Source organism: Herbidospora sakaeratensis, assembly GCF_001570525.1.
GTDB lineage: Bacteria > Actinomycetota > Actinomycetes > Streptosporangiales > Streptosporangiaceae > Herbidospora > Herbidospora sakaeratensis.
On the sequence record NZ_BBXC01000031.1, the window covers coordinates 37,877 to 60,997 of the forward strand.

General features: G+C 68.9%; 24 protein-coding genes. 11 read left to right on the plus strand and 13 right to left on the minus strand.

What is annotated here, in order from left to right:
• Window positions 1-110: 110 nt before the first annotated feature.
• The 3 genes from AW271_RS37240 to purE are packed head-to-tail and all read left to right on the plus strand — an operon-like array spanning window position 111 to window position 2,659.
• Complete coding sequence (locus tag AW271_RS37240; RefSeq protein WP_062342926.1) at window positions 111-1,043, plus strand: hypothetical protein; 933 nt, start codon at window positions 111-113, stop codon at window positions 1,041-1,043.
• A gap of 49 nt (window positions 1,044-1,092) precedes the next feature.
• The gene (locus AW271_RS37245; RefSeq protein WP_062342993.1) at window positions 1,093-2,163 is read left to right on the plus strand and encodes a 5-(carboxyamino)imidazole ribonucleotide synthase; all 1,071 of its coding nucleotides are present in this window, start codon (window positions 1,093-1,095) and stop codon (window positions 2,161-2,163) included.
• Between the two features lie 13 nt (window positions 2,164-2,176).
• Window positions 2,177-2,659 (plus strand): 5-(carboxyamino)imidazole ribonucleotide mutase, encoded by a 483-nt coding sequence (gene purE / locus AW271_RS37250; RefSeq protein WP_062342991.1) that lies wholly within the window; start codon window positions 2,177-2,179, stop codon window positions 2,657-2,659.
• 340 nt (window positions 2,660-2,999) lie between these two features.
• Here the strand turns inward: purE and AW271_RS37255 are convergent, their stop codons facing one another.
• Complete coding sequence (locus tag AW271_RS37255; RefSeq protein ID WP_157555053.1) at window positions 3,000-4,310, minus strand: UDP-glucose dehydrogenase family protein; 1,311 nt, start codon at window positions 4,308-4,310, stop codon at window positions 3,000-3,002.
• 110 nt (window positions 4,311-4,420) lie between these two features.
• Between AW271_RS37255 and AW271_RS37260 the strand changes: the two genes are divergently transcribed.
• From AW271_RS37260 to AW271_RS37270, 3 genes are all read left to right on the plus strand, one after another.
• Window positions 4,421-5,584 (plus strand): acyl-CoA dehydrogenase family protein, encoded by a 1,164-nt coding sequence (locus tag AW271_RS37260; RefSeq protein WP_062342930.1) that lies wholly within the window; start codon window positions 4,421-4,423, stop codon window positions 5,582-5,584.
• A gap of 104 nt (window positions 5,585-5,688) precedes the next feature.
• Entirely contained in the window at window positions 5,689-5,898 is a 210-nt protein-coding gene (locus AW271_RS40450) for a hypothetical protein (protein ID WP_062342932.1), read from the plus strand.
• Between the two features lie 269 nt (window positions 5,899-6,167).
• The gene (locus AW271_RS37270) at window positions 6,168-6,932 is read left to right on the plus strand and encodes a DinB family protein (RefSeq protein ID WP_062342935.1); all 765 of its coding nucleotides are present in this window, start codon (window positions 6,168-6,170) and stop codon (window positions 6,930-6,932) included.
• 389 nt (window positions 6,933-7,321) lie between these two features.
• Here the strand turns inward: AW271_RS37270 and AW271_RS37275 are convergent, their stop codons facing one another.
• Window positions 7,322-7,720, minus strand: a complete 399-nt coding sequence (locus AW271_RS37275) for an MmcQ/YjbR family DNA-binding protein (RefSeq protein WP_062342937.1) — start codon at window positions 7,718-7,720, stop codon at window positions 7,322-7,324.
• An 84-nt stretch (window positions 7,721-7,804) separates the two neighbouring features.
• On the opposite strand from AW271_RS37275, the gene AW271_RS42725 reads away from it, so the two are divergent.
• Complete coding sequence (locus tag AW271_RS42725; protein WP_275935796.1) at window positions 7,805-7,966, plus strand: TrmO family methyltransferase domain-containing protein; 162 nt, start codon at window positions 7,805-7,807, stop codon at window positions 7,964-7,966.
• Between the two features lie 320 nt (window positions 7,967-8,286).
• Here AW271_RS42725 and AW271_RS37280 read toward each other — a convergent pair whose 3' ends face one another.
• From AW271_RS37280 to AW271_RS37295, 4 genes are all read right to left on the minus strand, one after another.
• Entirely contained in the window at window positions 8,287-8,520 is a 234-nt protein-coding gene (locus AW271_RS37280) for a hypothetical protein (RefSeq protein WP_062342939.1), read from the minus strand.
• Between the two features lie 111 nt (window positions 8,521-8,631).
• The gene (locus AW271_RS37285; protein WP_062342941.1) at window positions 8,632-9,327 is read right to left on the minus strand and encodes a hypothetical protein; all 696 of its coding nucleotides are present in this window, start codon (window positions 9,325-9,327) and stop codon (window positions 8,632-8,634) included.
• Window positions 9,324-10,220, minus strand: coding sequence for an ATP-binding cassette domain-containing protein (locus tag AW271_RS37290; RefSeq protein ID WP_218008281.1), 897 nt, complete (start codon window positions 10,218-10,220; stop codon window positions 9,324-9,326). The genes AW271_RS37285 and AW271_RS37290 overlap by 4 nt, the downstream gene beginning before the upstream one ends.
• Window positions 10,221-10,225: 5 nt before the next feature.
• Window positions 10,226-10,600 carry a GntR family transcriptional regulator gene (locus AW271_RS37295; protein WP_061298369.1) on the minus strand — a complete coding sequence of 125 codons (375 nt, stop codon included), beginning with the start codon at window positions 10,598-10,600 and terminating at the stop codon, window positions 10,226-10,228.
• Between the two features lie 1,256 nt (window positions 10,601-11,856).
• On the opposite strand from AW271_RS37295, the gene AW271_RS40455 reads away from it, so the two are divergent.
• Entirely contained in the window at window positions 11,857-12,051 is a 195-nt protein-coding gene (locus tag AW271_RS40455) for a hypothetical protein (protein WP_157555056.1), read from the plus strand.
• 32 nt (window positions 12,052-12,083) lie between these two features.
• The gene (locus tag AW271_RS37305; RefSeq protein ID WP_062342949.1) at window positions 12,084-12,332 is read left to right on the plus strand and encodes a hypothetical protein; all 249 of its coding nucleotides are present in this window, start codon (window positions 12,084-12,086) and stop codon (window positions 12,330-12,332) included.
• A 292-nt stretch (window positions 12,333-12,624) separates the two neighbouring features.
• On the opposite strand, the gene AW271_RS37310 is transcribed toward AW271_RS37305, so the two are convergent.
• The 4 genes from AW271_RS37310 to AW271_RS37325 are packed head-to-tail and all read right to left on the minus strand — an operon-like array spanning window position 12,625 to window position 14,859.
• Window positions 12,625-13,371 (minus strand): ABC transporter permease, encoded by a 747-nt coding sequence (locus AW271_RS37310; RefSeq protein WP_062342951.1) that lies wholly within the window; start codon window positions 13,369-13,371, stop codon window positions 12,625-12,627.
• Window positions 13,368-14,126: an ABC transporter ATP-binding protein gene (locus AW271_RS37315; RefSeq protein ID WP_062342953.1), complete on the minus strand. Its 759-nt coding sequence runs from the start codon at window positions 14,124-14,126 to the stop codon at window positions 13,368-13,370. Before AW271_RS37315 ends, AW271_RS37310 begins: the two co-directional genes overlap by 4 nt.
• Window positions 14,123-14,527, minus strand: a complete 405-nt coding sequence (locus AW271_RS37320; RefSeq protein ID WP_062342955.1) for a DUF1048 domain-containing protein — start codon at window positions 14,525-14,527, stop codon at window positions 14,123-14,125. Before AW271_RS37320 ends, AW271_RS37315 begins: the two co-directional genes overlap by 4 nt.
• A gap of 2 nt (window positions 14,528-14,529) precedes the next feature.
• On the minus strand, window positions 14,530-14,859 hold the full coding sequence (locus AW271_RS37325; RefSeq protein ID WP_062342957.1) for a PadR family transcriptional regulator: 330 nt from the start codon (window positions 14,857-14,859) through the stop codon (window positions 14,530-14,532).
• A 642-nt stretch (window positions 14,860-15,501) separates the two neighbouring features.
• On the opposite strand from AW271_RS37325, the gene AW271_RS37330 reads away from it, so the two are divergent.
• Entirely contained in the window at window positions 15,502-19,437 is a 3,936-nt protein-coding gene (locus AW271_RS37330) for a bifunctional nitrate reductase/sulfite reductase flavoprotein subunit alpha (protein ID WP_218008282.1), read from the plus strand.
• A 12-nt stretch (window positions 19,438-19,449) separates the two neighbouring features.
• Here AW271_RS37330 and AW271_RS37335 read toward each other — a convergent pair whose 3' ends face one another.
• Entirely contained in the window at window positions 19,450-20,172 is a 723-nt protein-coding gene (locus AW271_RS37335; protein WP_062342962.1) for an SDR family NAD(P)-dependent oxidoreductase, read from the minus strand.
• Window positions 20,173-20,254: 82 nt separating this feature from the next.
• On the opposite strand from AW271_RS37335, the gene AW271_RS37340 reads away from it, so the two are divergent.
• Entirely contained in the window at window positions 20,255-21,112 is an 858-nt protein-coding gene (locus AW271_RS37340) for a LysR family transcriptional regulator (protein ID WP_275935795.1), read from the plus strand.
• Window positions 21,113-21,118: 6 nt separating this feature from the next.
• Here the strand turns inward: AW271_RS37340 and AW271_RS39275 are convergent, their stop codons facing one another.
• On the minus strand, window positions 21,119-21,349 hold the full coding sequence (locus tag AW271_RS39275) for a cellulose binding domain-containing protein (RefSeq protein ID WP_218008283.1): 231 nt from the start codon (window positions 21,347-21,349) through the stop codon (window positions 21,119-21,121).
• A 200-nt stretch (window positions 21,350-21,549) separates the two neighbouring features.
• The gene (locus AW271_RS37345) at window positions 21,550-22,947 is read right to left on the minus strand and encodes an RICIN domain-containing protein (protein WP_218008284.1); all 1,398 of its coding nucleotides are present in this window, start codon (window positions 22,945-22,947) and stop codon (window positions 21,550-21,552) included.
• Between the last annotated feature and the right edge of the window lie 174 nt (window positions 22,948-23,121).

Sequence of the window (23,121 nt, forward strand, 5' to 3'; positions counted from 1 at the left end):
GAGACTTTGCGGCCCGATCGGGGTCGCCACGGGCTACGTTGGCGCCCGACGTCACACCCGCGCGCACATTTGAAAGAGGTGCGGGCATCTTCATGGGCCGACTGAGCCGGATGGCGATCCTCGGTATCGTGCTGGGCCTCTCCGCCGCCTGCGGCGGGCTGCCCGCCGAGACCACGGCCCGGGAGTCTCCCTCCCGCGAGCCCGAGACCCTCACACTGGCCGCCGCCGAGGCCGCCTTCGCCGGGCTGGGCGAACTCGAGACCGCCTGGGGCGACAGCGACTGCGACGGCGTCGCCCGGCTGCTCGCCGCCCCCGCCTCCGAGCTGGGCGGCGCCGCCTGCACGGCCACCGCGCTCGGCCACGAGGGCGCCCGGTTCGACTACGCCGAGCCGGAGTTCTACCTGCCGCCCAGCCGGGGCGCGAAGGGCAAACCCTGGTTCGCCGCCCTGGCCAGGAAGCCCGATCCCGCCTACTTCGTGTTCACCCAGGCCAAGGACGGCTGGCGGCTGGCCCTGGGGCCGATCCCGGTGCCCGAGGGCGCCCCCGAGGTGTCCGTGACCGAGGCCGTGGTGCCCACCGGCGACGTCAACCCGCAGGTCACCGCGAGCCTGGTGGCGCAGCGCTGCCTGACCTATCTGACCGACCCGACGGGCGTCAACGGCATCCGCGTCTCCTCCGGTGACGCCATGCGCGGGCTGCGCGACTCGATCACCCGGGCCCCGGCCGCCCACCGCCCCGACAAGGTCGGCGTCGACGTGCGCCTGGTGCGCGGCGCGCCGGCCCACGCGCTGGCCCTGCCCGGCGGCGCGTCCCTCGTCTTCCACACCCTGCGCGTGGTCACCACCCAGACGCCCGGCCCCGGCCGGAGCGAGCTGGCCGAGCCCTCCTTCCCCGAGCGGGACCTGCGCGCCTTCGCCGGGGGCGGCCGGCTCGGCGAGGTGACCGCCGAGGAGCTGTTGTTCCTGGCCACGAAGGTCGACGCCGACGGCCGGATGACGACCGTGGGGATGGGCCGCAGGCTGGCCTCCGTGACGAACGCCTGAGCGAGGCTGGGTAAGCTTCCCGTTCGTGAACAGCCCCTTCATCGTCGGCATGGTCGGCGCCGGGCAGCTGGCCCGGATGACCCAGCAGGCCGCCATCGCCCTCGGCGTCGAGCTCCGGGTGCTGGCCGGATCGCGCGACGAGAGCGCGGCCAAGGTCGTCGTCGACACCCGGCTCGGCGACCACCGCGACCTCGACGACCTCATGGCGCTGGCCAAGGGCTGCGACGTGGTGACCTTCGACCACGAGCACGTGCCGACCGAGCTGATCGAGTCGCTCGGGGTGCCGGCCCGGCCGGGCGCCGCGGCGCTGGTCCACGCCCAGGACAAGCGGGTCATGCGCGAGCGGCTGACCGCTCTCGGGGTGCCGTGCCCCAAGTGGAGCTCGACCGATTTCACCGCCCCCGTCGTGCTGAAGGCCGTCAGGGGCGGCTATGACGGCCGGGGCGTGTGGGTGGCCCGCACCCAGGCCGAGGTCGACGAGGTGGTCTCCCACGGGGTCGACCTCATCGCCGAGGAGATCGTGCCGTTCGAGCGGGAGCTCGCGGTGCTGGTGGCGCGCTCGCCCCATGGGCAGGGGGTGGCCTACCCGGTCGTGGAGACCGTCCAGGAAGACGGGATCTGCGTCGAGGTGATCGCGCCCGCTCCGGGTCTCGACCCCGAGCTCGCCGCCGAGGCGCAGCGCATCGCCCTGACCATCGCCGAGGAGCTCGGCGTGACCGGCCTGCTGGCCGTCGAGATGTTCCAGACCGCCACGGGCCTGCTGGTGAACGAGCTGGCCATGCGCCCGCACAACTCCGGTCACTGGACGATCGAGGGCGCCCGCACCTCCCAGTTCGAGCAGCACCTGAGGGCGGTGCTCGACCTGCCGCTGGGCTCGCCCGAGATGGCCGCGCCGGTGGTCGTGATGGCCAACCTGCTGGGCGGCGACGACCCCGACGTCTACTCGCGCTACGAGCACGTGATGGCCAACGACCCCGGCATCAAGATCCACTTCTACGGCAAGGACGTCCGTCCGGGCCGCAAGATCGGCCACGTGACCGCCCTGGGCGACGACCTCGACGAGGTCCGCGCCCGGGCGAGGCACGCGGTCACCTGTCTGAGAGGACCCATCAGTGCCTGACGTCGGCGTCGTCATGGGCAGCGACTCGGACTGGCCCGTCATGGGCCAGGCCGCCGAGGCGCTCCGCGAGTTCGGCGTGTCCTTCGAGGCCGACGTGGTGTCGGCCCACCGCATGCCCGAGGAGATGATCGCCTACGGCAAGTCGGCCGCCTCCCGTGGCCTGAAGGTGATCGTGGCGGGCGCGGGCGGCGCGGCCCACCTGCCCGGCATGCTGGCCTCCGTGACCCCGCTGCCGGTCATCGGCGTGCCGGTGCCGCTGAAGTACCTCGACGGCATGGACTCGCTGTTGTCGATCGTCCAGATGCCGGCGGGGGTGCCGGTCGCGACGGTCGCGGTCGGCGGGGCACGCAACGCGGGTCTTCTGGCGGTACGGATCCTGGCGGCGTCCGACCCGGCGCTGCAGGAGCGCATGGTGGAGTTCCAGGCCGACCTGAAGAAGACGGCCTACGCGAAGGGCGAGGCACTCCGGAAGGCCGCGTCGGAGGGCGTCTCGTAGGCGCCTACTTCTTCGGTGTTTGTCCGGTCCCTCCGCATTGGCGGCAGTTAACCCATTTTCGCGTGACGACTGTGGCGCCGGATGACGTTTTGAACTCGACAACCTCGTGCCACCCGCCGACTCCTTGGCACCGAGTGCAGGTTTCGCCGTCGACGACGGTGTGGCCGCCTTTGGGGCCTGGATGGAGGGCGGCGACGACGGCGTTCCTCTGCTGCTCGCTGAGGAACGGGAGGGTGATCACACTTCCCCGTGGGGTGGTATACGTCACGAAGTGGTCGTTTGACATGACCGTGATCGTATGGAGTGGTCTAGTGTCCGTCTATCGCGGTTTGGTGATGGTCTACTGCGGGCGGCCCAGGGCTCGGTAGTTCCAGCCGGCCTCGCGCCAGACGGTGGCGTCGAGGGCGTTGCGGCCGTCGACGATGTTGCGGACGTTGACCACCCTGCCCAGGGTGTGGGGGTCGAGGTTGACGAACTCCTGCCATTCGGTCAGGAGCAGGACCACGTCGGCGTCGCGGGAGGCGTCCAGGGCCGATTCGGCGTAGCCCAAGGTCGGTTGGGCCTTGCGGGCGTTGTCGAGGGCCACCGGGTCGTAGACGGTGACGGAGCCGCCCTCGTGGCCGATGGTGGCGGCCACGTCGAGGGCGGGGGAGTCGCGGATGTCGTCGGAGTTGGGCTTGAAGGCGGCGCCGAGGACGCCGACGACGCGGTTGCGGAACGAGCCGCCGACCATGTCGCGGGCCAGGTCGACCATGCGGGCGCGGCGGCGCATGTTGATCGCGTCGACCTCGCGCAGGAAGGTCAGGGCCTGGTCGGCGCCCAGTTCCCCGGCGCGGGCCATGAAGGCGCGGATGTCCTTGGGCAGGCAGCCGCCGCCGAAGCCGAGGCCGGGGTTGAGGAAGCGGCCGCCGATGCGTTCGTCGTACGAGAGCGCCTTGGAGAGTAGTTTCACGTCGGCCTGGGTGGCCTCGCAGACCTCGGCCATGGCGTTGATGAACGAGATCTTGGTGGCCAGGAACGCGTTGGCGGCGGTCTTGACGAGTTCGGCGGTCGGGAAGTCGGTGACCACGATGGGGATCTCGCCGAGGGGCGCGTACACCTCACGGAGGATCTGCTCGGCCCGGGGGGAGGCGACGCCGAGGACGATCCGGTCGGGGTGGAGGGTGTCGTCGACGGCGTAGCCCTCCCGGAGGAACTCGGGGTTCCAGGCCAGCTCGACGTGGTCGCCGGCCAGCCGCCGGAGCCGGGTCGCCAGGCGCTGGGCGGTGCCGACGGGCACGGTCGACTTGCCGACCACGACGCAGTCGCGGCGCAGGTGCGGGCCGAGGGAGTCGACGACCTGGTCGAGGTAGGAGACGTCGGCGGCGTACTCGCCCTTCTTCTGCGGGGTGCCGACGCAGACGAAGTGCACGTCGCCGAACTCGGCGACCTCCTCGTAGGAGGTGGTGAACCGGAGACGGCCGGTGGCCACGTGCTTCTTGAGCAGGGCCTCCAGGCCCGGTTCGTAGATCGGCGACTCGCCGCGCCGCAGCCGGGCGATCTTGTCGGGGTCGACGTCGAGGCCGAGCACGTCGAAGCCGAGCTCCGCCATGCACGCGGCATGCGTCGCGCCCAGATATCCGGTCCCCAGGACCGTCAGTCGGTGTGTCACGCCGCCGCTCCCCTCGATGACCTGCATCTATCAGGGTGTGTGATGCTACATGAGACTATCCGGGGCAGATCGCCCACCGCTGTGATAGTTGGACGTCCTACAATCCGTACATGAGCTTTCCTCTGTACGCGCCGGCGGAGGAGCACGACATGCTCCGCGAGGCGGTCCGCGCCCTGGCAGAAGAGAAGATCGCCCCGCGGGCCGCCGCGGCCGACGAGAACGAGGAGTTCCCCGAGGACTCCTACAAGGACCTCGTCGCGGCCGACTTCCACGCGGTCCACGTGCCCGAGGAATACGGCGGCGCGGGCGCCGACGCGCTCGCCGCGGTGATCGTCATCGAGGAGGTGGCGCGCGTCTGCGCGTCGTCCTCGCTGATCCCGGCGGTCAACAAGCTCGGCACGGTGCCCCTGCTGCTGTCGGCGTCCAAGGAGCTCAAGGCGGCCTACCTGCCCGCCGTCGCCCGGGGCGAGGCGATGTTCTCCTACGCCCTGTCGGAGGCCGAGGCCGGCTCCGACGCCGCCGCGATGCGCACCCGCGCCGTGGCCGACGGCGACTCCTACGTCCTCGACGGCGTGAAGACGTGGATCACCAACGCCGGGATCTCCGAGTTCTACACCGTCATGGCGGTGACCGACCCGTCGGCCGGCGCCCGGGGCATCTCCGCGTTCGTGGTCGAGAAGTCCGACGAGGGCGTCTCGTTCGGGCCGAAGGAGAAGAAGCTCGGCATCAAGGGCTCGCCGACCCGGCAGGTGATCCTCGAAGGCGTGCGCATCCCCGCCTCGCGGATGATCGGCGAACCCGGAACGGGCTTCAAGACCGCCCTGGCGACCCTCGACCACACCCGCATCACCATCGCGGCCCAGGCCCTCGGCATCGCCCAGGGGGCGCTCGACTTCGCGATCGGGTACGTCAAGGAGCGGCGGCAGTTCGGGAAGGCGATCGGCGACTTCCAGGGCGTCCAGTTCATGATCGCCGACATGGCGATGAAGCTGGAGGCGGCGCGGCAGCTGACGTACGCGGCGGCGGCCAAGTCGGAGCTGGCCATGCACGGGACGCCGGTGAAGGATCTGACGTTCTTCTCTTCGGCTGCGAAGACGGCCGCTTCGGATGCGGCGATGGAGATCACTACTGACGCGGTGCAGCTGCTTGGCGGTTATGGGTACACGCGGGACTATCCGGTGGAGCGCATGATGCGCGACGCCAAGATCACCCAGATCTATGAGGGGACCAACCAGATCCAGCGCATGGTGATGGCGCGTCAGTTGCTCAAGTAGGACTTGAACAGCGAAAACCCCGCCCGGGATGTACCTGTGGCGGGGTTTCGTGGTTCGGCTCCAGCGACCTAAAGGATCACTGTTCCGTGAGAGATGAGAGGCGGATGGAACAGGCGGTCGTCGATCGCTTGACGAGCTCGATCGTGGGAGCCGGGCATCAGGTGCGCATAGACACGGAGAGTGAACCCCGGGTCTCACCCCTCGGCTATAAGCACATCAACACGCTGGGCCGCTACAACTTCATCGCCTCCCAGCCCGGCGAAGGCCTTCGCCCGCTACGAGACCCCTCCCAGCACGAAGAAGACGAGGGCTGATCGCAGGCCTTAACCCGCCCATGAGGGGTCGTAAGTAAGAGGCATGCGCCCAGCCGCCAAATTCGTGATCATGGCGACCCCGTCTGACCTTGTCCAAAATCGGGATTTCGTTCCAAATCACTCCGACCCCCTCAACCGTGCGGGCAAGATCGATCGTCAAGCGCTCGCCAAGATGCTCGATCCCGCACTCCCCCTCCCAGACGCAACACGCAACCCTCACGTTGTGCCATTCACTGGCACAGGCGGGACGGATACGGGAAACTGTCCCGATGCCTGCTGAGTACACCCAAAGTGACCAGTTCCGTGGTGCTCGTATCCACCTGAGCGACCTCTCCGGCCTCGAAATTCGCGATTGCGACGTCACCGGCCTGAAGATCGTGGACTGCTATGGGGGCAGCGTCTCCCTCGGTGGCGGCTTCGAGCGTGTCGTTGTCAACGACGTCGACGTGACCGCCTACGTCGAGGCCGAGCTCGACCGGCTGCATCCCAACCGGGTGCTGGCCCGTGAGGCCACGTCCGCCGCCGAATACCGGGCCGCTTGGGATGCCATCGAGAGGCAATGGGAGGAGACGCTCGACCGCGCCAGGCGCCTACCCGAGGCGAAGCTGCACGAGCAGGTCGACGGCGAATGGTCGTTCGTCGAGACGCAGCGGCATCTGCTGATGGCCAGCGATGCCTGGATCGGCAACGCCGTGCTCGAGGAGGACGCGCCGTACCACCCGTTGGGCCTTCCTGCCGGCGGGATGCCGGCCGAAGCATCGGCGAAGCTCGGGCTCACCCTCGATGCCACCCCGACGCTCGACGAGGTACTCGCGCCGCGGCTCGCCCGCATGGCCACGATGCGCCGGGTCGTCGACGAGCTCACCGAGGCCGAGCTCGATCGGGTGTGTGGTCGCAAGCCGGCCGACCCCTACCCGGACAAGGAGTACGTCGTGCGCCGCTGCCTCACGGTGGTGTGCAAGGAAGAGGCCGAGCATCACCGGTATGCGGTCCGCGACCTCACCGTGCTCGAGGCCGGTGCGCGAACCGAGTGAAGGCGCGTCCCGGCGATGGACGGCGATCTCGGGATCCTGCGCTTGACCAGCCCATCTTGCTGTCGGAGCCCCTCATCGCACCCGCACTGCCCAGCCAGGGCGCGGTGCCGACCGGCGAGGTAGTCACGACCGGCTACGGAAAGACCAGCAATGCGGGCTTCCCCAACGAACGACGAGAGGTCTTCCTCAAGCCGATCACGCCCGGAATGAACTGCACCCGCAAATCCGGCCAGACGGCCGGAGCACGCGGCACTAAGTGATGTCGTCGTCGGAATCGTCTCCTGAAATATCTCTGGTCAGTGCGGCAACCCGACCTATCCCACCGTGAATAGGAATGTTTCTCAGCACCGAACCTGGATAAGCGGCAACGTGGGGAGGTAGCCGGCGGTTCATCCACCTGCTTTCAGCCGGAACGCGAGGCGGCGGGGCGCCTGCACGCGATAGCTGTCCGTCACCAGCTCGGCAACCTCGACCCAGTCCGTCTCGTCGTCCAGCACCATTCCCACGACATTCACACCCCAGTCGGCCCGAAAGAACGGAGGGCCGGCATGCGCCAGCGCGGCCAACTCCCCGGGCGGCGCCCGGAAGGTCATCAGGATGGCCGGATCGTCCGTTTCGATGTACGCCGACCCCCTCTCGTCGGTGGTGTAGACGTGCAGGAACGTCCCCCGGCGAATCCGCCACCGCAAGCCGATCCACGCCGGCTCCTCGTACGCCTCGGGCAGCTCCCCGCAGATCACCCGGAACCGGCCCACAACGGCGGGTGGAACGTCCGCGATGTCGCTCATCTGTACCTCCCGCGCCCATCCTGCCCGCCGGGTAGGACATCAGCACCTCAGAGTCTGCGGGGTTGGCGGGGCCGCGCCGACGTCATAGGACTATCGGGCCCTGGACGCGCGCTTCACGTGGCCGATCTTGACGCCCTGGATGGCACGCCGGTGCTGGACATCAAGCCGTACCTCCGCGAGTTCGCGCCGCAGGACGAGGTACGGCAAGCCCATTGGGCAACCAACCTGATGCATCAGTACTACTGAAACTGGATCGCGGGCCCCGGAAGATCTCGTCCCACAGAACCGGTCGGCTGAAGGCTGGGCCCGCGAGATCACTCCGGTCGATTCCGGCGGGCGTTTCATAGACGGACGCCTATGAAACACCGCCAGCCGTGGGGCGAAGGAACCAAAGCCGAGAGGTTGAGGCCGATCGACGGCCAGTGGCCAGAGTAATCAGGCTCTTCGCAGAGCCCACGCTGTCTATGTGTCCGGTGCTTGCTTCAGTCCTGGTTGGTGGAGGGAGGTTCCTTCATCCAGGGCGAACCTCCTGATCGGTGATCTGGGCCGATACTCGGGCGCGACGCTCAGGAGTCGCGGCGGGCATTCCTTCGCGGCGCGATGAAGACGGCCCAGGCGGCCACACCCAGGCCTGGACCGAAGAACGAACCTAGCCCGATTCCGTAAGTGAGGTTGTCGAAGACACCCCCGACGACGACGCCGACGAGGAGGCCGAAGGCAGCGCCGAATGCGATCCAGATCCCGAGATTCGCCCAGATCCCGAGACCTGCGGCGGGCGGGGGCGTGTTGTTGTTCGTCATTGCGTCTCTCCCAAGGACGTGGGCGGACAGGGCTGACAATCTGGCGGCCCATCACGGCGGAGTTGGCGTTCGCGTTGTCCGGTGTCCGGAGCGGCCGAGTGCCCGCCGCGCCTACGCCGTGGCACGGCGGATGAGCCTGTACCCGCCGACCGCGAACGCGGCGGCCACCAGGACCGGCCAGCCGGCGAGCAGCGCCGTGGGGGACTGGTCGAGCAACCAGCGGCCGATCGCGTGCCATTGCCGGGTCCACGTGATCAGCGTGGCGGCCAGCCCGAGCGCTGTGAACGTCAGGGTGAGGCTGGCGAGGACGCCGGTGGTGCCCCAGCGCAGGTACAACGTGCCGAGCAGGATCCCGAGGTGGGTCAGGACCAGCATGGGTACCGCGTACCCGAGCAGGAGCAGCACCGGGTTGGCGTCATCCATGAACGGCAGGCCGAAGAAGCGCATCCCCCACCCCCAGTAGCCGGTGGCCTGTTCCACGGCGCGCAGCAGGCAGAGCACCAGCGCGTAGAGCACCGACTGGACGACCGCGAGCAGCGACCAGGCCAGGTAGAACTCCCGGCGGGTCACGCTCATGCCCAGCGCGTACGGGAAGATCTGGGTGACCGAGACGGTGGCCATCCCGATCACGCCGCCGCACAGGCTGACCACGCCGCCGGTGGTCGTCACACCGTCGCCCGGGTCGTAGTTCGCCATGACGCTCAGCAGGTTGATGCCGAACGCGACGGCTGTGATGCTCCACGTCCAGCCCACGATCTGCGGCCAGGCCGGCATCTGGAGACGGGCCACCTGACGGATGCGGTTCATCGGGCGGCCTCCCGGTCCGCCGGCGCCGTCGTCGTCGGCGGTACGGTCAGGCGGACCACGAGTTGCTGCAGCGACAGCGGCTCCAGCTCGACGTTCAGCGTCTGCGCGAGCGCCTTCGCGTGCGGTCCCAGCCCATCGAGGACGGTCGCCCGGATCAGGCCGCTCAACCGCTCGCGGTGCAACTCGGTGCGTCCGGCGGCGAACCCGTCCACGGCCTCCGCCCGTCCGGTGGCCGCCACCGCTCGCCCGCGCAGGTCGTCGGCGTCCTCGTCGAGCAGCAGCCGGCCACGGTCGAGGAGCAGCACCCGCTCGACCAGATCGCTCACCTCGTCGATGAGATGGGTGGACAGCACCACGGTGCGGGGATGCTCGGCGTAGTCGGCGAGCAGGCGGTCGTAGAAAAGCTGCCGGGCGGCCGGGTCGAGCCCGAGGTACGGCTCGTCGAAGAACGTCAGGGGCGCCCGCGCGGCCAGCCCTACGGTCACGCCGAGGGCCGACAGCATGCCCCGCGAGAGCCTGCGGACCAGCCGCCCGGCCGGTAGCTGGAAGTCCGCGGCGAGGCTGTGCGCGAACGTGTCGTCCCAGTTCGCGAACAGCCGGCGTGCGGTGCGAAAGACGTGGCGCACGGTGTAGACGTGGGGGTAGCGCTGGCTCTCCCGGACGAAACACACCTTCGACAGGACGGCCGGGTTCTCCACCGGTGGCGCGTCGAAGACCGACACCTTCCCCGACGACGCGAACGCCTGCCCGGTGAGGATCTGCATCAGGGTGGTCTTGCCCGCCCCGTTGCGCCCGAGCAGGCCGTAGATCGTGTGCTCGGCCAGCTCGAAGCTCACGTCGTCGAGCGCCGTGACGTCACCAAAGCGCTTGGTCAGCCCGTGTGCGGTTGCCACCGCCGTCATCCCAGGTCCCTTCCGACAACCGCACCGGATGAGTCGATCATCTTCATCAGCTCGTCGTGGCCGATGCCGAGCTTGCGGGCCTCGGCGAGCAGGGGTTCCACGTACTGTTCGGTGAACCGTTCCCGTCGCCGCTCGCGCAGCCTGGCCCGGGCGCCCTCGGCGACGAACATGCCGATGCCGCGCCGCTTGTAGAGCGTTCCCTCCGACACGAGTTGGTTGACGCCCTTGGCCGCGGTGGCCGGGTTGATCCGGTGAAAGGCGGCAAGCTCGTTGGTGGACGGGACTTGGGCCTCCTCCACCAGCGACCCGTCGATGATGGAGTTCTCGATCAGCTCGGCGATCTGAAGGAAGATCGGTCGGTCATCGTCCATCGTTGGCTTAGCCGCCCAACTGGTTAGCTACATGTGTAACTAACCATGCAACCGCGCGCCGCGGCTGTCAAGCACACGCAGCTCCTTGTACGACTTCTCCAGACTGAGACAATCACGAAGCGTTACCCCTACGGATACGACTCCCTCTGCCGGCCGTCCGGGCGGACCTCCGGCCGGTCACCAGGCCGGTCTCGGCACCGACTCGGGCCGGGCCGAGCGGGGACCCGTGGCGGGACCACCACGGACCGGTGCTGATCCGCGGGCTCGGCCTGGGCGAGGCGGGTGAGGAACAAGGCGGGCGAGGAACACGGCATCGCCCTCACCACCGGCCCGCGGGAAGCGCCGCGGCTGCGGCTCCGGCGCCACCGCGCTGACGGCCACCTGGCTACGCAGGCGTGTGACAGCTGCGGGTGCCTGGCGGTGAGCATCGACGCTCCGGCTCCCGGCGGGCAATCTTCACGATGGGCCTGGCCGGTGAACGCGAACGGCCCCGACACCGTGAAGGTGGCGGGGCCGCTGCGAGACGTAGCCTCTACTTACGCGATCACCGGACCGACCAGCACGAGCACACGAGAACGAGATGCCGCCACGAGATCGACGAGATCGACAAGGTCAGCGAGATCGGCGAGGTGCTCGATCCCGTGCACCGTCCGGCGGCGCTGAGGAGGTGGTGGCGGATCTCGGCGTGCCCTCGATGCTCCCTGAAACGGGACGAACACGCATCGATTGGGCCTGCATCATCGGTTGTCGGCCGCTTGTGGGGTCGGCGCGTTCCTGATCACGATTTGCGCGCATGTGCTGCCGGTATGTGCGGTAGCGGCGACGATGAGCGGGTGGGGAGCGGGAGAGGCTGGCGAATCGCGGCCGGGGTGGCCGCGCTGATCGTGGTGGTGTCCGGTCATCGCCCAAGTCTGGACGATCACCCGCAGCCGGATCGCCACCCAGAACCCGCTGGCCCCCCGGCTACTGGCCCTGCTGGCCTGCTACGCCCCCGACCAGCTGCCCATCACCGTCCTGCGTCATCTGCCCGACGCCTGCCCGACGCCGATGAACTCCAGATCGGCCAGGCGCTGGGGCTGCCGGCCTCCTACAGCATGATCACCATTAGCCCGGATAGCGGCACCGGCTCCGACGCCGTCAGCGTCCATCGCCTGGTCCAGGCCGTTACCTTGAACGACCTCCCCCAACACGAGCGTCAGAGCGTCCGCGCCCTAGCCGCTGACCTGCTGACCGCCGAGCTGCCTGAGGATCCGAACGTGATCGGCAGGTGGCCGGCCTACCGGCGGCTGCTGGCCCACGCCCGCGCGGCCCTGCCCCCGCGATCGCCGGTGATGTACCAGGTGATCGACTACCTCAACGCCAGCGGGGACTACGCCCCGCCAAAACCCTGCGACACCAGCGCTACCAGGCCCAGCTCGACCACCACGGCCCCGAACACCCCAACACCCTGACCGCCCAAGCCGACCTGGCCTTTTACACCGGGATGGCGGGGGACGCGGCCGGGGCGCGGGATCAGTTCGCCGCGCTGCTGCCCATCCGCGAACGCGTCCAGGGCGCTGAACACCCCGACACGCTGACCGACCGGGACAACCTCGCCTACTGGGCCCGCGTTGCCGGGAAACGGGCGCCGACGGCCGATCCCGAGACGACGCGGGAGTGTCCACCGAAATTCGGTCACTGCGGCATGAGTCGGGCCTACATGATCAGGTTTATGCAGGAAGATGATCAGTGACTGAGGGGCGCTTTCGTTCGGCGCGGAACCGGACAGGGCGGTGGCGAGCTCGGCCCTCAGCTGGTCGTGGCCGTTCCGTGAGAGGCCGGACGATGGTCAAAGAAGGTGGACGTCACCGACAAGCGTTTGCCCTGCTCAGGCGCTTGATCGAAACTTCTTGCCTGGTAGCCGGTTCCCAGCGAGAAGATCACCCAGATCCAGCGCATGGTGATGGCCCGGCAGTTGCTCAAGTAGGGCGTGGAGGGCGCGATCCTGTCGTCCTGGGCGCCCAGGACGATGGGTCGTGTGCCGGCTAGGAGATCTTGCGGCGGTAGGTCGACATCGCGAAGAAGTACGTCACCACCAGGATCCCGACGCACCAGGCCAGGGCGATCCAGATGTCGTCGCCGACCGGCTGTTCGGTGAACAGGTTGCGGAGGGCGTTGGCGATAGAGGTCACCGGCTGGTTCTCGGCGAAGGCGCGGACCGGGCCGGGCATGCTGTCGGTCGGCACGAAGGCCGAGCTGATGAACGGCAGGAAGATGAGCGGGTAGGAGAAGGCGCTCGCGCCGTCGATGGTCTTGGCGGTGAGGCCGGGGATGACGGCGAGCCAGGTCAGCGCGAGGGTGAACAGGATCAGGATGCCGGCGACGGCGAGCCACGACGCCAGTCCGGCCGACGAGCGGAAGCCCATGAGCAGGGCGACCAGCACGACGACCACGAGCGAGATCATGTTGGCGACGAGCGAGGTCAGCACGTGGGCCCACAACACCGACGAGCGGGCGATCGGCATCGACTGGAAACGTTCGAAGATGCCGTTCTGCATGTCCATGAACAGGCGGAACGCGGTGTAGGCGATGCCGGAGGCGACCGTGATGAGCAGGATGCCGGGCAGCAGGTAGTTCACGTAGGACGCGGATCCGGTCTGGATCGCGCCGCCCAGGACGTACACGAACAACAACATGAACATGACCGGGGTGACGCAGGTCGTGATGATCGTGTCGGGGCTGCGGCTGATGTGGCGTAGAGAACGGCCCGTCAGGGTGAAGATGTCGGTCATTTCTGGTCCTTCGTGCCTACGAGGGTGAGGAAGACGTCTTCGAGAGTGGGCTGCTTCTCCACGTATTCGACCTTGGCGGGCGGGAGCAGCTGCTTGAGCTCGGCGAGGGTGCCGGTCACGATGATCTTTCCTTCGTGGAGGATGGCGATGCGGTCGGCGAGTTGCTCGGCCTCGTCGAGGTACTGCGTCGTGAGCAGGACCGTCGTGCCCTGGGCGGCGAGTTCCCTGACGGCGGCCCACACCTCGATGCGCGCCTGCGGGTCGAGGCCGGTGGTGGGCTCGTCGAGGAAGATGATCGGCGGGCTGCCGATGAGGCTCATCGCGATGTCGAGGCGGCGGCGCATGCCGCCCGAATAGGTGGCCACCTTCCGGCCGCCCGCGTCGGTCAGCGAGAACCGTGCCAGCAGGTCGTCGGCGATCGTGCCGGCGTCTTTGAGGTGGCGCAGTCTGGCGACCAGGACGAGGTTCTCCCGTCCGGTGAGGATCTCGTCGACGGCCGCGAACTGGCCGGTGAGGCTGATGGAGTTCCGCACGTCGGCCGGCTGCCTGGCGACGTCGAAGCCGTTGACGCCGGCGCTGCCCGCGTCGGCCCTGAGCAGGGTGGACAGGATCTTCACGACCGTGGTCTTGCCGGCGCCGTTCGAGCCGAGCAGGGCGAAGATGCTGCCCGGCGCCACCTCGAAGTCGACGCCCTTCAGAACCTTCAGGTCCTTGTACGACTTCTCCAGGCCACGAACCTGGATCGCCTGACTCATCGGCTGGTCCCTTCTTCTTCTCCGGCCGCCCGGGCGACCGCGTTGGTGAACCGGTTGCGCTCGCGTCCCATCCATCTGCCGATCGGGTAGTTCTGGATGAACGTCTCGACGAACTCGATGGGGTCGTCCCCGAAGATGTCGCGGATCGGCGTCCGGTCGGCGGCGCTCTGCTCGGCCAGGTCGGCGAGGTCCTCGTACATCTCCATCGCGCCGGGGCCGTCGGCCCGGCCGAAGAACATCAGGTAGCGCTCCATCGCCTCGAAGGCGGTGCGGTAGTCGTCGGGGAGCTTCGCGATTCGTGCCTTGTAGTGCCGGTAGCGCCTCTTGTCGTCGAACGATCCGGTGACCACCTCCAGGTACTTCAGGAAGCGGTTCTTGTCTTCGCCGGACTCTTCTGCCATGGCTAGTTGCCTCCTCTGTGGAGCTGTTCCAGTCGTTCGGAGAGGAAGCTCCAGGTCCTCCAGAACTCTTCGAGGTGGTCGCGTCCCTGTGTGTTGAGGGAGTAGACCTTGCGCGGGGGCCCCTTCTCGGAGGGGACCTTCTCGACGTCGACGAACCCGCGTTGCTCGATCCGGACGAGCAGGGCGTAGACGGTTCCTTCGGCGATGTCGGCGAAGCCCTGGTCGCGCAGCCAGGCGGTGATCTCGTAGCCGTACGCGGACCGCACGGCGAGGATCGCGAGCACGATGCCCTCCAGCGTTCCCTTGAGCATCTCCGTCATCTGCTTGCCCATGGACACCCCATCTGGCTATTCAGCGTCGCTAGCTACTGGTACAAAGTAACACTGACTACCGGTACATAGCAATGCTGAATACCGCCGTCTTGGTATACGTATGAGCATACGTATACCGGGGAATGGTTGACAAGAGACTCTCCGCCGACCCCGGAGTGAGGTGGGCTCGATCCGATGAGTAGTCTCTTGCGGATTCCCCGCCGGCTCGGAGGTCCCCACGAATGACGAACGCGCCGAACGCCCTCTGCATCGGTGGGCCGTGCCACGGAATGCTCACCCGTGTCGGGCAGCACATCGGCGTCGTCCACCTGCCGGCGGGAGAGCCCTACCGGATCACCAGACGGCGCAGTCACCACCCGTCGAGCGACATCCCGTTCGTCGTGCTGGAGTGGGCGGGGGGATCACGGGGGGATGAGCGAGAACCTGCGCGACTTGCTGCGATCCCTCCCGCTGTTCCCCGCTGACCTGCCAGCCGCCTGACCGGGCAGGTGACGCGTGGCAGCGCACCCGTCTGTGGCCCTGGCGGGTTTCGTCGATGTGCCATCCGGTTGACATTCGAAACACCTCCTGACCCCCAGCCGTCACAACCCCGAAACGGGCATTTCATACGTTCGACGCGATCAGTCGTCGAGGGGGGACGCCGTGGCGCAGGTGCGGACGGTCTGTTCGTATTGCGGTGTCGGCTGCGGCATGGTCCTCGACGTCGCGACGGGGCCCGACGGGCGGCGTACGGTCCGGAAGGTCTCCGGCGACAAGGACCACCCGGCGAACTTCGGCCGCCTGTGCACCAAGGGCGCGACCACCGCCGACATGCTCGCCGCGCCCGGACGCCTGGACACCGCGCTGGTCCGCCGGGAACGCGGCCTGGAGCCCGCCCGGGTGGGACTGGACGAGGCCGTCGCCGAGACGGCCCGGCGGCTGCGCGCCGTCATCGACGAGCACGGACCCGACGCCGTCTCCCTGTACGTCTCCGGGCAGATGAGCCTCGAAGCCCAGTACCTGGCCAACAAGCTGGCCAAGGGGTTCATCGGCACCAACCAGATCGAGTCGAACTCCCGGCTCTGCATGGCCAGCGCGGGCACCGGATACAAGTTGTCGCTCGGGGCCGACGGGCCGCCCGGTTCGTACGACGACTTCGACCGGGCCGACGTCTTCTTCGTCATCGGGTCGAACATGGCCGACTGCCACCCGATCCTGTTCCTGCGCATGATGGACCGGATCAAGGCGGGCGCGAAGCTGATCGTGGTCGACCCCCGGCGCAGCGCCACGGCCGACAAGGCCGACCTGTTCCTCCAGATCAGGCCGGGCACCGACCTCGCCCTGCTCAACGGCCTGCTCCACCTGCTGGCCGAGAACGGGCACACCGACCCCGCCTTCATCGCCGCGCACACCGAGGGCTGGGAGGCGATGCCCGGCTTCCTGGACGACTACCCGCCCGCGACGGTCGCCGAGATCACCGGCCTCCCGGAGGCCGCAATCCGTCAGGCGGCCGAGTGGATCGGCACGGCGGGGGAGTGGATGAGCTGCTGGACCATGGGGCTCAACCAGAGCACCCACGGCACGTGGAACACCAACGCCCTGGTCAACCTGCATCTGGCGACGGGCGCGATCTGCCGTCCAGGAAGCGGGCCCTTCTCCCTGACCGGCCAGCCCAACGCCATGGGCGGCCGGGAGATGGGCTACATGGGGCCCGGCCTCCCGGGCCAGCGGTCCGTGCTCGTCGAGGAGGAGCGGGCGTTCGCCGAGGACCTGTGGGGGCTGCCGCCCGGCACGATCCGCCCGGACGGCGCGGGCCGGGGCACGATCGAGATGTTCGAGCGCATGGCCGCGGGCGAGATCAAGGCCTGCTGGATCATCTGCACCAACCCGATCGCGTCGGTGGCCAACCGGCGCACCGTCATCGAGGCGCTGGAGGCGGCCGAGTTCGTCGTCACCCAGGACGTCTTCGCCGAGACCGAGACCAACGCCTACGCCGACGTCGTGCTGCCGGGCGCGATGTGGGTCGAGGCCGAGGGCGTGCTGATCAACAGCGAGCGCAACCTCACCCTGGCCAGGCAGGCGGTCGACCCGCCCGGCGAGGCCACCGCCGACTGGCGCATCATCGCCGCGGTCGCCCGTGCGATGGGCTACGAGCAGGGGTTCTCCTACGACAGCGCGGAGGAGATCTTCGCGGAGATCAAGCGCGCCGCGAACCCGAAGACCGGCTACGACCTGCGGGGAGTCACCTACGACAGGCTACGGGCCACGCCCGTCCAGTGGCCGGCGGCCGTCGGCGGGCCCGACCGCAACCCGATCCGCTACCGCGAGCCCGACGGCGGTCTTCGTTTCCCGACGCCGAGCGGCCGGGCGGTGTTCCATCCCCGCCCGCACCTGCCGGCCAAGGAGATGCCCGACGACGACTTCCCGTTCGTCCTGAACACCGGCCGGGTGCAGCACCAGTGGCACACCCTCACCAAGACCGGCCGGGTCGGCAAGCTGAACAAGCTGAACCCGGCCCCGTTCCTGGAGATCCACCCGTCGGACGCGCGGGCCCTGGGCGTCGAGGAGGGCGACTCGGTCGAGGTGGCCTCACGGCGCGGGCGGGCCGTGCTCCCGGCGGTGCTCACCGACCGGGTGATGCCCGGCGCCTGCTTCGCGCCCTTCCACTGGAACGACCTGTTCGGCGAATATCTCAGCGTCAACGCGGTGACCAGCGACGCGGTCGACCCGATCTCGTTCCAGCCCGAGCTCAAGGTGTGCGCGGTGGCGCTCAGCCGGGTCGCCGCACCGGCCGTTCCGGCCGACGTGTTCGGCCTGGCCGACACCGTGCCGCCGGTCCTGACCGACCAGGAACGCCGCTACCTGGCCGGGTTCCTCACCGGCCTGCGATCCGGTACGCCGGGCGTGCCGGTGCTGCCGCCGGGAGCGCCGTTCGCCGCCGACCACGCGTTGTGGGTCAACGGCGTGCTGGCCGGCATGTTCTCCCGTCTCCCCGAGCTCGCCGAAGAAGACACCGGGGCCCAGGTGGTCGTCCTGTGGGCGTCGCAGACAGGGAACGCGGAGGAGTTCGCCGCCGTCGCCGCGCAGCGCCTCACCGCCGCCGGCCACCGGGTGCGGCTCGTCGGCATGTCCGACACCGACCCGAAGGCCTTCCCCGGCGCCGACCTGCTGCTGATCACCAGCACCTTCGGCGACGGCGAGTCGCCCGACAACGGCGCCGGCTTCTGGGAGAGCCTGGCCGCCGCCGACGCCGCCCGGCTCGACGGCGTGCGGTTCGCGGTGCTGGCCTTCGGCGACTCCTCCTACGACGACTTCTGCGGCCACGGCCGCCGACTGGACGGGCGCCTGGAGGAACTCGGCGCCGTCCGCCTGGCCGACCGGACCGACTGCGAACCCGACTACGAGGTCGCCGCGCAGGCGTGGTTGTCCGAGGTCCTCACCGTCCTGGGCTCCCGTCCGCCGGCGGCTCCGCCGCCCGCCCCCGTCGCATCGCCCGGCGTGTCGACGCCTCTTGTCGGCAACCAGTTGCTCAGCCGCCCCGGCGCGACCAAGGAGGTGCGCCGGTTCACCTTCGACCTGCGTGACAGCCCTCTCACCTATCGGGTGGGCGACGCCCTGGGCGTGCGTCCGGAGAACTGTCCCGACCTCGTGGCCGAGTGGCTCGCCGTCACCCGACTCGACGGCGCCGCCGAGATCGAGCTCGACGGCGTCGGAACCCTGCCACTGAGGGACGCCTTCCTCCGGCACCTGGACATCACGAAGATCACCACCGACCTGCTGCGCTTCGCCGCCGACCGCACCGGCGCCCGCGAGCTCAGGAAACTCCTGCGCCCCGACAACAAGAACGAGCTCGCGCAGTGGTCCTGGGGCCGCCAGGCCGTCGACGTCATCGGCGAACACCCGGTCAGGGCGACCCCGCAGGAGTGGGCCGGCACGCTCCGGCGACTGCAACCGCGCCTGTACTCGATCTCCTCCAGCCCGCTGGTCGACGACGGCGAGGTCTCCGTGACGGTGTCGGTCGTCCGGTACGACAACCTCCACGGCCGCCCCAGGAAGGGCGTCTGCTCGGCCTTCCTGGCCGACGCCGCCCCCGGCACCCCCATGCCGATCTTCGTGCGGGCCTCTCCGCACTTCCGCCCGCCGGCCGATCCCGCCACCCCCATGATCATGATCGGCCCGGGGACCGGGGTGGCGCCCTTCCTCGGCTTCCTGCAGGAGCGCCGCGCCCTGGGACATCGCGGCGCCAACTGGCTGTTCTTCGGCGAGCAGCACCGAGCCACCGACTTCTACTACGAGAACGAGCTCACCGAGCTCATCTCCGGCGGCACCCTCGACCGGCTCGACACCGCCTTCTCCCGGGACCAGCGGACCAAGATCTACGTCCAGGACCGCATGAGGGAACAGGGCCACCGGTTGTGGGCCTGGCTCCAGGACGGCGCCGGCCTGTACGTCTGCGGCGACGCCTCCCGCATGGCCAGGGACGTGGACGAGGCGCTCCGCGACATCATCGCCACCCACGGGTCACTCGACCGGGAGGCCGCCGCCGCGTACGTGAAGCGGCTGGCCGCCGACAAACGCTACGTCCGCGACGTCTACTGACCTCCGGCGCGATCACCAGGGGATGACGCCGGCGTCCTCGAAGAAGCCGCCGGTCGGGCCGTCGTCGGGGAGGGTGGCGAGGCGGATCGCGGTGGCGGCGCCCTCCTCCGGGGCCCGGCCGGTGAAGCCGGTGAAGTCGGTCGCGACCAGGCCGGGGCAGGCGGCGTTGATCAGGATGTTCGTCCCGGCGAACTGGCGGGCGTACTGCACGGTGACGGCGTTGAGGAACGACTTCGACGGCGAGTAGGCCGCCATGATCGGGCCGATCGCGATGTCCGGGTCGGCCTGGCGGGTCACCGAGGCGACGCTGCTGGAGACGTTCACGATGCGGGGCGAGGGCGACCGGCGCAGCAGCGGCAGCATCGCGTTGGTCACCCGGATGACGCCGAGGACGTTGGTCTCCACGACCGTCCTGACCACGTCGAGGTCGAGCGTCGTCGGGTCCTGGACCCAGCCCGGGCCGAACGGGCCGGAGATGCCGGCGTTGTTGACCAGGACGTCCAGCCGGTCGATCAGGGTGGTCGCGGTGGTGACGCTCTGGTCGTCGGTCACGTCCAGCGGCACGCCGAACGCGTCCACCCCCTGGGCCCGCAGCTTCTCCACCGCGGTCTCGCGGCGGGATCCGTCCCGCGCGCCCACGCCCACGCGGTAACCGAGGGCGCCCAGCCCGGCGGCGATCGCGTAGCCGATTCCCTTGTTCGCGCCCGTCACCAGGGCGGTCTTCGTCTCGTTCATGCCCTCGATGGTCGTCCGGGGGCGAACGGCGAAGCCAACACCGATGCGGTGCGCTGTGATACCCGGCAGGTATCGTCAAAGCGTGGACACGCGTGAGTTGCGCTACTTCGTGGCCGTGGCCGAGGAACTGCACTTCGGGCGGGCCGCCGAGCGGCTCGGGATGGCCCAGCCGCCGCTGTCGCGGGCGATCAAGCAACTCGAACGCCGTCTTGGCGTCTCGTTGTTCGAACGCAACCGCCGGGGCGTGGCCCTCACGGGTGCGGGCGAGGTGCTGCTGTACGAAGGCCGCGCCGCCCTCGACGCGACCGACGCGGCCGTTCGACGCACCCAGCGCGCCGGTGGCGTGGACGCCCCGAGCAGCCGGCTGGTGCTGGCCGTGAAGGCCGCCGGTTCCCACGAACTGCTGCAGCGGCTTCTCGCCGCGTACGCGGCCGTGCCCGGCGCCGCCGAGATCGAGGTGCTGCTCTGCGGCTTCTGCGACCAGGAGGGACTGCTGCGGGACGGCCGTGCCGACGCGGCGCTGATGCACACGCCGTTCAATTCGCTCGCCGGGTTCGACAGCGAGGAACTGACCACCGAGGGGCAGATCGCCATCCTGCCAGCCCGGCACCCTCTCGCCGCCCGCGAGTCGCTGACCGTCGCCGACGTCGGCGACGTGCCCGATCTGCCGCTCGCCCGCTGGCCCAGCTACGGCGTCTACCCGCCCGGCCCGGGGCCCGAGATCCGCGACCAGACGCAGCTCGCGCAGCTGATCGCACTCGGGCGCACCCTCGCGGTCATGCCCGACTCCGCCCGCGCCTGGTTGTGGTCGGAGCACGCCGCCATCCCGCTGACCGACGCGCCGCAGGTCGGCACGCACATCGCGTGGCCCGCCCACAGCCGGTCGCTCGCCCTGGCCGGGCTGATCCGCACGGCCACCGAGCTCCGGCGACGGGGGTAGGTCAGATCACGGTGCAGGCCACGCCGTTGAGGGTGAACGCGCCCGGCTCGGCGGTGTTGCCGGTGTGGGTGGCCTGGAAGCCGACGCCGATCGTGGCCCGAGTAGGTGGCGTTCCAGCCGGAGGTGTTCGCCCTGCCCGGAGGGCAGGGCGAACACCAGCGTCCAGCCGTTGACCGGTGAGGTGCCGGCGTTGGTGATGTTGATGTTGGCGGTGAAGCCGTTGTTCCAGGCGTTCATCGTGTACGCCACCCGGAACTGCCCGGTGGGGGTGAGTGAGGGGAGCGGGCCCCGAACAGCCGGTTGGCCATCGCCCGTGAGATCGCGCACGCTAACCGCGCGGCCCAGCCCGCTACGAGGCGTTGGCCGGCATGCTTCACCACGAGGTCGACCTGCTCAGGTCCGCCGAAGCCGGTGAGCGCGCAAAGCTCAAGAGCGCTTCAGTTCGCGGCGACGATCTTCCACTGCTGGTTGGTGCTGTTGGTGTTCTGGTATTGGCCTACTGTCGCGCCGTTGGATGTGCGACCCATGCCGTCCAGGTAGAGGCCGGTGACGCGGTTCTTGATACGCACGTTGTTCGCTTCGGTCAGTATTGACCACTGCTGGTTGGTGCTGTTGGTGGTCTGGTATTGGCCTACCGCCGCGCCGTTGGATGTGCGACCCATGCCGTCCAGGTAGAGGCCGGTGGCGCGGTTCTTGATACGCACGTAGTTGCCGGTGTTCTCGATGATCCATTGTGGGTTGGAGCCATCGGTGCCTGCCGACTGCGCGGCATTGGCCCCGTTGGTGGTGCTACCCGTTCCGTCGATGTGCAGGCCGGTGCTCGCGTTGCGGATCTGGACGTGGGTGCCGCCTCCGCTGCCCATGCCCCAGGCGTACTGCAGCCGGACCAGCCCTGATGGATTTTTCAGCGACAGATTGATGTTCGCGCCATTTCCGCTTCTGCTGGTCAGGCTGTACCAGTCGCCGTCCCGCAGACCGGGCCAGTACACACTTCCCATGCCCAGGGTGCGGAGTTGGCTGCTGACCCCTCGGAGGTAGTCGGCGAAGTACGACCCGCTTGGGATGCTGTAGTCAATGGTGCTCCACTGGATGTCGTACTTACTTCCCGGGCTCATGGGTCCACCCCATTCGGTGGCGATGGTGCGGCTGGCGTACGGTCCGATGGAGCTGGCGATGTGGTTCGCCCACGCGGTTTCGTCGTCATAGGGCGGGGTCACGTTCATCGTGTAGTCGTGTACTGCGAGCAGGGTGCCGTTCAGGCGGCTGTCGTTGCCGACCACGGTGACGTTCGTGGCGAAGCCGGTGCCGTCCAGAATCACCCTGCCGCGCGGCACGTTGGGGTAGCGGGCCAGCCAGGCGGCGTACATGTTGTTCAGATCGGTGGCGCTGTAACCGAAAGGCTCGTTGATGACCTCGAAGTAGGCGTTGGGGTTGCCGCCGTACTTGGCGACGACCTTGTCCCACATTTGGTTGAACGCGGTCATGGTGGCTGGCCTGCCGCCGCTGTGGGCCCAGTACGCCAGGATCACACTGCCCTTGCTGAGCGCGGTGTCGATCGCACCGGTGTAGGTTCCCCAGTAGGTGGACACAGTGGGTTCGTTGATCGGCATCCGGACCGTATTGGCACCGGTGATCGAATACAGCTGGCCGACCACCTGATCGGCCACCGTGGAGGCCGAGGAGTAGGTGTCGGAGGAACTGAGCCCGGACACGTAGAGCACGCCGTTGACGAAGTTGTCTCTCGCGTCTGGCCAGTTGACACCCCTGAATTGGCTCGTGGACGCATGTGCCGAGCTTGCGGTGACGGTCACCGCGCTGGCGACCAGCCCGAACACCGTCAGTAGCCTGACCAGCGTAGACAGAGCTCTACGGCCCGCGGCGCGGCTAGATGATCCCATCGATGGGGTCCTTTCTGTCTCGGCTCCCGCCTTGCTGGAGCCAGGAGGGGTTGCCGTGGCTGCCGTGGCATCCCCGCATGGAGTACGCGCCGATAACGTCCACTTCCCGGC